General features: G+C 40.5%; 11 protein-coding genes. 5 read left to right on the top strand and 6 right to left on the bottom strand.

What is annotated here, in order from left to right; translation table 11 throughout:
* Window positions 1–2 precede the first annotated feature (2 nt).
* Window positions 3–767: a methyltransferase domain-containing protein gene (locus M2408_RS18500; protein WP_259184897.1), complete on the bottom strand. Its 765-nt coding sequence runs from the start codon at window positions 765–767 to the stop codon at window positions 3–5.
* Window positions 767–1,576 (bottom strand): hypothetical protein, encoded by an 810-nt coding sequence (locus M2408_RS18495; protein ID WP_223584006.1) that lies wholly within the window; start codon window positions 1,574–1,576, stop codon window positions 767–769. Before M2408_RS18495 ends, M2408_RS18500 begins: the two co-directional genes overlap by 1 nt.
* Before the next feature lie 438 nt (window positions 1,577–2,014).
* On the opposite strand from M2408_RS18495, the gene M2408_RS18490 reads away from it, so the two are divergent.
* The 5 genes from M2408_RS18490 (at window position 2,015) to M2408_RS18470 (ending at window position 6,328) form a co-directional block, all read left to right on the top strand.
* Window positions 2,015–3,058: a LytTR family DNA-binding domain-containing protein gene (locus M2408_RS18490; RefSeq protein WP_259184875.1), complete on the top strand. Its 1,044-nt coding sequence runs from the start codon at window positions 2,015–2,017 to the stop codon at window positions 3,056–3,058.
* Between the two features lie 111 nt (window positions 3,059–3,169).
* Window positions 3,170–3,952 carry a CPBP family intramembrane glutamic endopeptidase gene (locus M2408_RS18485; RefSeq protein ID WP_259184873.1) on the top strand — a complete coding sequence of 261 codons (783 nt, stop codon included), beginning with the start codon at window positions 3,170–3,172 and terminating at the stop codon, window positions 3,950–3,952.
* Between the two features lie 153 nt (window positions 3,953–4,105).
* The gene (locus tag M2408_RS18480) at window positions 4,106–5,236 is read left to right on the top strand and encodes an SH3 domain-containing protein (RefSeq protein WP_259184870.1); all 1,131 of its coding nucleotides are present in this window, start codon (window positions 4,106–4,108) and stop codon (window positions 5,234–5,236) included.
* 140 nt (window positions 5,237–5,376) lie between these two features.
* The gene (locus tag M2408_RS18475) at window positions 5,377–5,853 is read left to right on the top strand and encodes a hypothetical protein (RefSeq protein WP_259184867.1); all 477 of its coding nucleotides are present in this window, start codon (window positions 5,377–5,379) and stop codon (window positions 5,851–5,853) included.
* Window positions 5,854–5,863: 10 nt separating this feature from the next.
* Window positions 5,864–6,328, top strand: a complete 465-nt coding sequence (locus tag M2408_RS18470; protein ID WP_259184865.1) for a hypothetical protein — start codon at window positions 5,864–5,866, stop codon at window positions 6,326–6,328.
* A gap of 119 nt (window positions 6,329–6,447) precedes the next feature.
* Here M2408_RS18470 and M2408_RS18465 read toward each other — a convergent pair whose 3' ends face one another.
* From M2408_RS18465 to M2408_RS18450, 4 genes are all read right to left on the bottom strand, one after another.
* A complete protein-coding gene (locus M2408_RS18465; RefSeq protein ID WP_259184863.1) occupies window positions 6,448–7,197 on the bottom strand; it encodes a LytTR family DNA-binding domain-containing protein in 750 nt (249 codons plus the stop codon).
* Window positions 7,198–7,389: 192 nt separating this feature from the next.
* Window positions 7,390–8,457 (bottom strand): sensor histidine kinase, encoded by a 1,068-nt coding sequence (locus M2408_RS18460; RefSeq protein ID WP_259184861.1) that lies wholly within the window; start codon window positions 8,455–8,457, stop codon window positions 7,390–7,392.
* Window positions 8,458–8,464: 7 nt separating this feature from the next.
* Complete coding sequence (locus M2408_RS18455; protein WP_259184854.1) at window positions 8,465–9,079, bottom strand: hypothetical protein; 615 nt, start codon at window positions 9,077–9,079, stop codon at window positions 8,465–8,467.
* 144 nt (window positions 9,080–9,223) lie between these two features.
* On the bottom strand, window positions 9,224–11,371 hold the full coding sequence (locus M2408_RS18450) for a TonB-dependent receptor (protein ID WP_259184852.1): 2,148 nt from the start codon (window positions 11,369–11,371) through the stop codon (window positions 9,224–9,226).
* Between the last annotated feature and the right edge of the window lie 81 nt (window positions 11,372–11,452).

The raw sequence follows: 11,452 nt of genomic DNA, 5'->3' as shown, positions 1-11,452 counted from the left end.
TACTATTTTTTAGCTTGAGCAATTACTAAATTCATGGAGACTAAAAAACAGCCAGATTCATCCAATTGCTGAAGTGTGCGCTGGAAATCGTCGTATTCTGCTTGGCTTAATTTACCGTTTTCACACATCTCCAATAGTATTTTATCCAAAAATAAATAACGGCTAGCTTCTTCCCTAGAGCGTGTTACCATATTGAATGTTTGCAGTTGAACCTGTTGAAATCCATTTGCAAGGAGATCAGTTGTCAGTTTGTTGCCCGCCCAACCGTTATTGACTTTATCTTCTGTCAGGTAATGACATATCTTGGCCTCTATATCCACATGTTGCGTATAAAAAGTCAGGCTATTCCATATTGTCTCTACAATGACCAATGGTTGATCTTTGCGCAATATGCGATAAACCTCCTGAAACATGTTTTGCGGAGCTGTCAGATGCTGAACAAGCCGTTCCATCCGTACGCCCGAAACACTCTCATTTTCGAAACCGAGCTGATACACCTCGCTCTGTACGAAATTGACGTTGCTGACGCCTTTGCTGCCTGACTTGGCATGATCGATCAACACAGCATCATGATCAACGCCAATGACTTGTACATTGCCCCCTAACAAATTTGCAAGGTTAACAGCGTCCATTCCTGTACCGCAGCCCAAATCGGCAACAAGCCCTTCTTTGATTATGTTGAAAGGGCTATAGGAATGTGTTTTTAGTTGCTTGAGAAAGTCTCCGGTGTCCTGTAAATAACTGGCACCATAGTGTTTAGTATCCATTACAAAATATTTAGATTACGATGATCTACTTTGAGATCTGCCGATGTGTGTTGCAAATTTTTTATGACTTCGTCAAGATCCCAACGATCTAAATTGGGAATATCTATTTGATAGTGAATTTCAATCTCTTTATTTCGTAAGGTTTCTATCCGGACAATATTGGAATTGTTTCGAAGCGAAAATATCGCCTCCTTGTTTTCTTGATCGGCTTCGGTTAACGTATCCAGATTTCTCATGATCATAACTGTTGCCAATAAATCCAATTTGGGATAGTAAAAAGTTCCATTGTTACCAACACTGGTATCTATCCGATAACCTACACTCTCAGCCAGTTTTACCGTATATGGAGCACATAGTGCAAACAGGGATTTGATCCCGATCTGTGTACTGATTGCCGCTCCCGCCCTTGTGAGGAAGATACTGCCGATGCCATAGCCTGCGATCTCACGGGAGTTCCATAGACCGCAGCCTTCTCCTGTCCCATGAAGAGCGTATTCGTATACTAAATCGTAGATACGTGCATCCATAGCGCCTGTAGCCTGTTCTATCGGTAGAGGCTCGCTCCCTCCAGCAGCATGTATCCGAACTCCACCATATACCTTCTCGCCGTCAAGTGACTCTACAATAAGGACGAATGATGCTGGATTATACATCCAGTCATTTTTGGACGAAGTAACTTTCTTGACACCTATTGCCGTCAAGACATGGGCATGCCCTTCTATAAAACGTTCGCAGGTTTTAGGATCGTCGATAGCACGAAATGCTCTTAGTCTAACTACCGGACGTCCCTCGTTGAATAATAATGCCACCGAAATGCTCTAATTTATCGTTGAAACACAAAACTAATCAATAAAAAGCAAAGCTGTTTATAGGTTTATCAAATAAACAGCTTTATGATCTGCCTTTTACAAAAAGAGTATCTTTCAGAGAAGAGCTATGTAAAAAGAGGTTTAAACAGCTCTATCGTCGCTATAACAACATTTTTGTAAACTATTGTTATGGGTAGGTTCTGTCTTTGACAGTTGAGTAAGGAATTTTTGGAGGGGGCTACTAGCTACCTTAGCTCGTTAAGTGGATTACTATCAACATGAAGTACGTCTTCCATGGCAGATGTTCAATGGGGTGATTTTTTTGGATATGGGCTTCGAAAAACTGTGCATTGTAATTGCTATAATTAGCTTGAAAGTCTCTGCGCGATTGAAAAGTACGATATGAAATGATGAAATTTTAGTAAATTGTCGCTGATTATGATCAATTTAACATTATGGTTAAGGCAGGGGCAACAAATCATTCCGGGGATATTTTCACTCCAGAGGTCGCTGCTTTATGCTTTTTTGCTGGGAGTATCCTGTTATCTTTTTTTAATTATTTTTCAGCCTTTTGGCACTTACAATTTCGAAGATTCTAGCAAGGACCTACTATTAGCCGGTTACGGGGTCATTTTCGCTTTATCTTATCTATTAACTTCGGCCTTGTTGTCCAATAGGAAGGAATGGACAGTAAGAAAAGAATTCCTGCGTATGCTATTGGTATATGTATCAGTTTCAATATTGAATTTTCTGTACAATAGTTCGATTGTTAGTCAAGTGTCCATGCAATGGATTAACTTGCTATATATGGGGCTTTATACCCTATCACTCTATGTGCCCATTGGGCTGATCTATTTTTTAACAATTATGCATGCAAATCGGGCTAAACAAACTGTGCCGGTCTCAAAATCTGCACTTCAGAGACTGGCTTCTCTGGTACCGACGGGCTTATCTGAACCGCTTATACCGAACTCCGTCTCTCACCCCTCTGTTTCTCTAGATTTTGTTTTGCCAATACAAGCGAACTTACTTGAACAGCGTATCTCGAATCCCATCTCTCAGAATTCAGCTTCTCCGATTCGGGTGGCTTTAACAGGGCCGCATGTTGTTGCTTCTGATGACAACGCTATTGTTTCTGATAACAATGCTATTGTTTGTGTTGCCAATGGAAGCCAGTTTTTATATTTTGGTCGACAGGATTTTATATTTGCCAAATCCATGGATAATTATTGCATAGTCTATTTCTACGAAGGTAATAGGGTAAAAAAGGAGATCGTGCGTATTACGCTAGGGAAGCTAGCCGAGCTGCTGACCGGTGCAAATATCCACCGTTGTCACAGATCATATCTGGTTAACTTCGATAGAATACTGAGCAAAGAAGGCAATGCGCAGGGATTTCTATTGCGTTTTGAAAATATGGAGGAGTATGCCTTCGTGTCTCGTTCGATGCTTCATTCGGTAAAGGCCTACTTACTGAACTAATCTTGTTTAATTAATTCTAAGCTGCTGTTTGCCATTCGTCCCTAATCTTTGCTATCCACCACTTATTTTTTTCAGTCCTGAGATTGTCCTATAGTTTTGTCCCAAAAAGTTATGAATCGCACAAATTTGAATTTATTTGTTTTGTTTTTGTTTTTCGGGGTTTACTTTGGTTTGGATCAATTATTCTTTGCTTCTGTCCATTCCAAAATGACCAGCCTCCTTTACAACAGAACCTTGGGGCATATATCAACCTATGGACTTAGCTTACTCCCTCTGTTCATAGGCGCGCTTTTACTTCGCCCAAAAGATCAGGACACCATGATTTCTACATCTGGTTTGAATGGATCATTTATTTCGGGGCTAGCTATCGGTGGGCTGGCAACACTCCCGATGTTTATCGGGTATGCATTTAAGTTTTCCTTGATCAAAGAACCTGATTTCAATTCTTTGATGATTAATACTGTATCTGCTGGGTTTTTTGAAGAGCTTATCTTTAGGGCTTATTTTTTTGGTCTTGTTTACCGCTATACGCGCTTGGGTTTTATACCCGCTATCCTGGCGACGTCTTTCGTATTTGCATTACTGCATTTATATCAAAGTCAGGATCCGGTGGAATTGGCGCTCATTTTCACGACAACATTTTTAGGATCGGTATTGTTTGGCTGGTTGTATACTGAATGGAGGTTTAATCTCTGGGTTCCCATTGCTTTACATATCCTGATGAATCTGGCTTGGATGCTCTTTGATGTCGATGATACTGCCGCAGGAAACTGGTACGCGAATATTTTTCGCTTTTTGACGATCGCGATCGTTATCACATTGACAGTAATTAGGGCAAAAAGAATGCATGGTGGTCTTCAGGTGAATCGTAAGACGCTTTGGCGAAAAAGCTAAAATTATTGTGGATGAAAAAGACAATAATTGCCATGGTCGCTACTCAAATAGTGATGAACCAAAGCTGCTGGTTTTTTGATATTTATACCGGGAGGTAAGAACCCCTGAATACCAGTATTTTTTTTCGGCACAGGAATCGCTATCTTCACCTTTATGAAAAGACTGCTATTTTTACCCCTGTGTATGCTAGTCGGCGGGACTATTTCCATGGGACTATCAGGCTGCGGTGACGGTTCGAAGAAGACGGATACCCAAAAGGGAGATTCTACTCAAATGGATTCGGTCGCGGTCAGGAATACTGCTGTAGCGGAGAAATTTCCTCCATTGCCAATCAACTATGATCAGACAAAGGTCTTGAAAAACCTCTATGTGATCGACCGTGCTGGTGTGGTGTTGCGTCAGGGCGCGGATGAAAGTGCTCCGGCACTTGGAAAGTATCCTTTTGGTACAAAACTGGATGTAATCGCTGAAGAAGGTGAGTGGATTGCTGTGATGGATCGTGTTCAACGGGATTATAAAGGGGCTAACGGCGAAGCCAATGATTTAACACGATGGGAAAAAGTATATGTGGCAAAATCTAAATTGGGCAAACAGGATAAAATTACAATATCACCCAAGGATTTAAATATCATTGTCTCACAGACGGTGAACGGAAAAGAAAGCTATTACGAAAAAGGGCATCCTTTGGATAAATATCTTCTTGTGGAATTGATCGATGAACAAACGTTTTTAGCGGCCCGAAATACGGCCAAAAATTATATGATCAAGGATACGCTGTCCTATACTAAAAATGGAAAGATTCTGGAATTACCGCTAGAAAATGGGAAAAAGCTGACTTTTACAGATAAAGATATTGACAATGAGCTGGAGTCTCGCTATTCGTACATGGGTCATTACGATTTTCTGAATGCCTTTGCCGTTGCGGGAAACTATTGGGAAAGCGCTGATGTACGCCTTTTCGACCGAAAAGATGGACATCTTATCGTGGAATGTGGTGATTATCCCTTCTTCTCTGCTGACAAAAAATATTTGATGACTTTCCATGCTGATCCCTATGAATCCACAGGTGACCTGCAACTCTTCCACGTGAAACAAGGGAAAGTAATCCCAATGATTTCGGTAAGTTTTAAAGAATGGATGCCGACCTGGAAAGAGGAACTGTTATTTTGGGGTAAAGATGGACATATATATACCGCGGCCAACCATATAAATGGGTATTGGGGCGAAGAAGGGTCCTTGAGTGAAAGGTCTCAATTTATCAGAATCAAGCTGCTTGAGCATTAAAATTGTCCTAAACGGGAGTTTTGTCAATTTAATTTGCGGATACCGAGCCCTATAGGTACTATTTTCTGTTTTAAGTAAAACTATTCCGGAGTGCGCCTGTTGTATTCCATAAAATAGATTATAGTTTGTAATTTAGCTGGATGAAACTAAAAGCACTGTCGTTAATTGCCGCACTATGTTGTTCATTTTCGCTAGTAAAGGCTCAAAGGAAGCCTTTACAGGAACATAATAGATGGATCTGGGGGCCTTCTGTGGGGTACCAATATCAGAGCGGAAATTTCTTGAAAGTTTCAGGTTGGGGCTTATTTGCCCCGAATGACTTCCAGTATATGAAAATAGATGCTGGTGCCAATTTTAGCTGGATGGAAAACAAAACGACGGTAATTCCGGAAGTTGGGTTTACGTATTACCTGAATGACTTTGTCCTGTTCCCATTTGTCAAAGCTGAATTGACACCCTATACCATTACTCCTAAAGTTGGAGCGAGTTTGTTTTCAATTGTCGATTTGGGGATAGGCTATGGATTCGATTATAATACAAAGAAAAATTTCAAGCCAATAGATGGTTTTACCGTATCTGTAGGTGTGAATATACCATTGAATTTTCATCTCTATTAAATGATGAGTCATGCAAAATAGAAATATACTTTGGGTAGGTTGTATGGTTATTTTGCTGGCTTTTGGAAAAAAGGCAGCAGCACAAGACCATTTGATTGGTCCGACCCTGAGCTATCAGTTCCAAAAAGGGAGTATCATCAAAACAGGAGCTTATTTTGCATTTCCATTTATAGGTGATAACATCTTGCGGGCAGATGCCACGGCCAACTTCACCTGGACTCAAAAGAAATTTGCGGTTATTCCAGAAGCGGCGCTAACATATTATCCGCAAAGCTATGTACTGACCCCATTTGTGCGCGCAGAAGTGACGCCTTATACGTTCACCCCTAAAGTCGGAGCTAGTCTGGCGACACTTTTGGATATTGATTTTGGATATGGTTTTTCCATCAAAGACAAAAAAGATTATCGGCCAATGAAGGGATTTGCCGTGTCACTTAGATTCAGTATTCCACTGAATTATAGGCTCAATATGTAACCTCTTCCACTATATTCTTCTTTTCCTTGCCGCTAAGTGCTCGTTCGATGACTTGAGCCTGGATCCTTGGATGTGATTTAATAGCTTCACGAACAGTAAATCGGGTGTTTAATCCTAGGTTATTTATCGAGCCAATTTTTGAAAGCAACGACTTTCTCCCTCGAAACGATCAGTTCGTCAGATTCGTAATGCTTGAGGTATATTTTTAATCTCGCATTGGAGTGCACAGCAATGCTTTTGATGGCATCAAATTGCACGATAGCACTTCGGTTGATCCGAAAGAAATCTTTGGGCGATAATTGTGGGGTTAAGGCATCCAGTGTTTGGTCGAACAGATAATTCCCATTTTCATTGGTATATAAATAGGTGCCCTTGTTTTCGCTGTAAATGCACTCGATCTGTCGGGTGGTCACAACCTTGAGGCTCTGGCCGATCCTGATCGTAAAACGCTCCTTAAATGTTTGGGTGGTATTTTTAAATAATGCCTCAAAAGTTGCTAGATCAAATGGAGAGACTGGGCGCCTAAACTGCAGAAACTTTTCAATCGCGTTTTCCAGTTCTTCATCTTCAATTGGCTTTAACAGGTAGTCGATGCTGTTTTGTTTAAATGCCCGTAACATATATTCATCATACGCTGTTGTGAAAATAATGGCCGAACTAGGTTTTACCTGCTCGAGGATCTCAAATGATATGCCATCAGCAAGTTGAATGTCCATAAAAAGTAGATCAGGTTCGTCATTTGACCTAAACCATTCAATCGATTCTTCTACGGTCTGTAGTGTGGCTGACACCGTATAACCGAGCCGCTCCAATTTTCTTCGGAGCAGTCTCGCAGAAGGAAGTTCGTCTTCTATAATTAATATTTTCATTGCATATTTTCGTTCTCATAGATCGTCTGATCCCTGAGTGGTTTATTTATTTCGCATTCAGGTCATACCTGCCTACTTATGACATTTAATTGCTACTGGTATTTTCTTTGTTTTATTTAATGGCCTCTTAGACCGGATTGATCCTTGTCGTCAAATGTTACTGCATTGACTTATGTTTGAATTAGCTGGTTTTCATGCTACTGTTTTGGCAATAATCGGCAGCCCCACAGCGAATAAATCAGCGCTTTCCTGAATGTAAACAGGTTGATCTGACAGTAATGCATAACGCTCCTGGATATTTTTCAAACCGATGCCAGAGTTGCTATTGAGCACTTTCTTTTTTTGTAGATTGTTCTCAACATACAAATAATCGTTTTTACGATAAATCTTTAACATCAGTGGGCTCTTTAACGAAATAACATTGTGCTTGACTACATTTTCGATGAGCAATTGAAGAGAAAGCGGTAAAATAAAACCACTGCTCTCGTCTTCAGAAATATGTAGATCAATCTGGATACCTGCTTCAAACCGTAGGCCCAGAAGATTCAAATAGGCTTTTGAAAATCTGAGTTCTTCCTGTAAGCTAACAAGACTCTTGTCCTTGTGTTCCAGTACATAGCGGTATATCTTTGACAGGTCTGTTGTAAACAGGCTAGCCTTTTTGGGATCCTCTTCAATCAGCCCGTTCAGCACATTTAAGCTGTTGAACAGAAAGTGTGGATCCAATTGGTTTTTTAAAGATTCGAATTGGGCTGTTATTTGTTGTTTTTCCTGCTCCGATTCTTTAATCTGATAGTCTTTGAATCTTTTATAGAAATAGAAGCCAAAAAATAGCATTGAAATAAACCAGGAGATAATCGCAAGTTGAAAGTAGTAAGCAACACGCTGCTGATTAATGAAATGATTGAAGCGTTGGAGAAAGTCCTTGGAATCGGTCGGGATAAACAGACCGGAAAGAAAAGCATTCACTAAAAAAACGACAAATATGGTCAAGATAAAGCTGATGCCATAAAAAACAACCATCTTCTTCCTAAAATCTTTACTGCTTGGGTACTTATCAGCCACCCATTTTGATAGATAGCCATGACTCAGAAAGAGAAAAAAACCATACAATAAACCTCTGACCATATTTGGGTGCAAGATAATGGATAACAAAGGGACATCTTTATGATCGAGTTTGGCTACAACTACAAAATAGATGGAGACAACCACACTTGCTAATATGGCCTGAATAATGGCTTTAAATGGGAATCTCTTCACAGCAATATTATTTGCACTCTTTCAGTATTTGTTCTGCCCGGTCTTTACCCCAAGAAGGAGAAAAAGGAACAGTCACTTTTTCTTCATTGAATAAAGATAGTGCTTTCTTGACATCCTCACATTCTTTACTGCTGTCCTGATTGAAATATTTTTTTGCGTTCATCTGGAATTCAGCTAACCCCAACATCGCGCGTGGATTACTAGGTGTGATTGCCAATGCTTTTTTATACAAACCAATGATGACTGGTGATAACTCCTTGGCTTTTGTCATGGGATCGGTTACCATTAATGCGGTTTTATTCATTGCTCGCAACACAAGCCATTCCGAGTTATTGTCCTGCGTACTGTTATTCAGGATGTCTTCTGCAGATTCTATGTATTTTGCTTGTGTTTCTTTGTTCTTTTCCCTGAAGGCGGCTGTCGTCAGGATCATTGCCTGATAATAGGTCGGAATCCAATTGTCCTTTTCGGCTTGGGCAATTCGTTCCAATAGTGCAGATGCTTTCTGTATCTCTCCGGACTGCCATAAGCCCATGGCTTGCCCCATACTTTTTTCGTAGTTACTTTGTGCAAATGTGCTGCTGCTTATGAAGCAGATAATGGCGATAATAATTGATTTCATGATTTTTCGTTTAGTGGTTAACATTTTTGATTCTTCCATAGCTGGTTCATATTTTGTTGAACTCCAGTGAAATTGCGGATAGTTGCTTGCAATTGGGAATAATTTTGGATGAACCGGCATATTTTGATGATGAGTTGTTGATTGTTATAGATTATCCAGTTGATTGTCTTTTTCATTTTTACTTATCGTCCAGAAATAGCCCAAAAAGACAAAGCGTTTAGCTGTAGGCACAATAGGTCTACGATCATAAATGCCCTGAGTATTCGGTCGGTCTGCATATTGATATCCATAGATTGGTGAAGCTCCGAGGACATTGCTGACAGAGAAATGGATAATTTTTTGCTGACTGTAGAGGAATGACCAACTCATAGATAGATTATTATATCCTTTGGTGTGACCATTCATAAAAGTGGTTTGGTTCGGGTCATTGTAATTTCTTCCTGAAACAAACGAATTTGTCAAACTGAGCTGTGATCTGAGGCCTGCAAACCAGTATTTTCCAACAATAAAAAGGCTATGCTTATAAACATAAGAGGGAGTAACTGTATGGGGATAGTTCGCTTCATTTCTTTTGCTGTCTGTGTAGGAGTATGAAATCCAGTATTGTAGATTCTTTACGCTACTGGTGTTTTTGTAAAATACATCAAAGCCTTTGACGTTGCCGTTGCCATTGTTGTCATATTGACTGTCGTACCTTGCTGTTTGGCTGTTATATTTTATCAGGTTGTCGTATGTCTTATGGTAGGCTTCCAGACGCAACAGGTGTCCGCTTTTCTCGTAAAAGTAATTTGCGATATAATGTCTGGCGGCTAGCCAATCCAGCTGAGGATCATATTTTAAAAGTGAACTGGGGGCTTGTTGATGAAACGTTCCATAGGCCAGCGAGAGCTGGGTATACTTGTTCAAAGCGTAGCCCAAGGATGCCCTTGGCTCTATTGTTTTTTTGCTTTGTAAATTGGACGTAGTCCCCCGTAGGCCGATCTTTCCAATAAGGTTAGGTAATAGGCCAAAAGTGGTTTCGGTAAACAGCGAAGTCATTTTGCTATGGTATCCATAGCTGTAGGCGAGTTCTTGACGATGGTATTCTTCCTTGTAATTGTTATCAAAATATTCTATTCCCCAAATGCTTTTTATACTGTTTTTCCAGGTTTTCCTTAAGGTTCCTTTTACATGGAGGCTCTTTTCGTCGTTGGGCAGGTAAATGTTACTGTAATGAAGCTTGTCTGTCAGATAGCCTATTCCAACACCTGAATTGAATGCCCAGCGATTTCCTAAGTCTTGACTGTAGGTGATGTTGGCGTAGCTATTGTTGGACTTCTTTTTCAATGGGATAGGCTCCTCGTAATTGATGTCGGACTGAAAAAGCCCCATATTCTCAAAATTGTACGCCCCATAAATATTTAGAAAGCCTTTTCTAAACTGATGGCGATAGATAAGTTCTCCGGAAGCGTTTTCATAGGGTTTGGTCCATTTGATGTCGGGAGTTATGATTTTTGAATAGGGTTTTAAGTTTGTATAGCTAGTATTGAAGGTCAGTGAGTTCTTACCCCATTGTAATGTATGCCCTAGACCAAGGCCCACAGATGATAAGGAAACTTCTGTTTTGGGCTGTTCAATGGTGTTTTCTGTACTAAGGGCCAAAATGCTGGATAAGGCATTACCAAATTCCGCAGAATAACCTCCGGTAGAAAAATTGACGCCTTTAAAGAGCATCGGTGAGAACCGACCCCTGACAGGAACTTCATTTGGGGTTGCGGTATAGGGCTGTGCTACCCGTATCCCATTGATGTAAGTTTGTGTCTCGGAGGCATCTCCGCCGTGAACCATGAGACGGCCGTTTTCTCCCGCAACTTGTGCCCCCGGTAATGTTGCCAAAGCACTAATGATGTTGCCCATGCTTCCTGCCGTCGTGACAATGTCCAAGGGGCTCATCACCGTGTTTTTGCCTGAGCTGTTGGCTTGAAGGACCCCTGCCTGAATACTGACCTCTTGCAATCGATTCTCACTACCCTGCAATTGAATGATCAAAAGTTCCTTATATGGTAATTCAATGAGTTTGCTATACAGTGGGCGACCTACAACGGACGCTTTGATTGTCTTGGCACTCCGCTCATTGGTTTCAAAAGTAAAATTTCCGAGCGAGTCTGTTGTACTCCCATCGTAGGTACCTTCTATATAAACATTGGCTAAATAGATAGGTTTACCATTTTTCTCTACTACCCTGCCTTTGAGAATAGATTGCGCGAAAACGGTCGTGGTACTTAAAAATAGTAAGGTTAATAGCAGCTTCATTTTATTGATTTTTATCCAAAAATGGAATGGAGCAATTGCTTCCACGAAAAAGAGTGGATGAAATGTCAAAATATGATGATG

The organism is Sphingobacterium sp. BIGb0165 (genome assembly GCF_024810095.1).
GTDB lineage: Bacteria > Bacteroidota > Bacteroidia > Sphingobacteriales > Sphingobacteriaceae > Sphingobacterium > Sphingobacterium detergens.
This window is presented reverse-complemented; position numbering and strand designations above follow the sequence as displayed.

What these genes read in the sequence shown, in the direction of transcription:
- M2408_RS18500 (WP_259184897.1), bottom strand. Translation starts at nt 767, where the DNA reads ATGGATACTAAACACTATGGTGCCAGTTATTTACAGGACACCGGAGAC.
- M2408_RS18490 (WP_259184875.1), top strand. Translation starts at nt 2,015, where the DNA reads ATGATCAATTTAACATTATGGTTAAGGCAGGGGCAACAAATCATTCCG.
- M2408_RS18485 (WP_259184873.1), top strand. Translation starts at nt 3,170, where the DNA reads ATGAATCGCACAAATTTGAATTTATTTGTTTTGTTTTTGTTTTTCGGG.
- M2408_RS18480 (WP_259184870.1), top strand. Translation starts at nt 4,106, where the DNA reads ATGAAAAGACTGCTATTTTTACCCCTGTGTATGCTAGTCGGCGGGACT.
- M2408_RS18475 (WP_259184867.1), top strand. Translation starts at nt 5,377, where the DNA reads ATGAAACTAAAAGCACTGTCGTTAATTGCCGCACTATGTTGTTCATTT.
- M2408_RS18470 (WP_259184865.1), top strand. Translation starts at nt 5,864, where the DNA reads ATGCAAAATAGAAATATACTTTGGGTAGGTTGTATGGTTATTTTGCTG.
- M2408_RS18465 (WP_259184863.1), bottom strand. Translation starts at nt 7,197, where the DNA reads ATGAAAATATTAATTATAGAAGACGAACTTCCTTCTGCGAGACTGCTC.
- M2408_RS18455 (WP_259184854.1), bottom strand. Translation starts at nt 9,079, where the DNA reads ATGAAATCAATTATTATCGCCATTATCTGCTTCATAAGCAGCAGCACA.
- M2408_RS18450 (WP_259184852.1), bottom strand. Translation starts at nt 11,371, where the DNA reads ATGAAGCTGCTATTAACCTTACTATTTTTAAGTACCACGACCGTTTTC.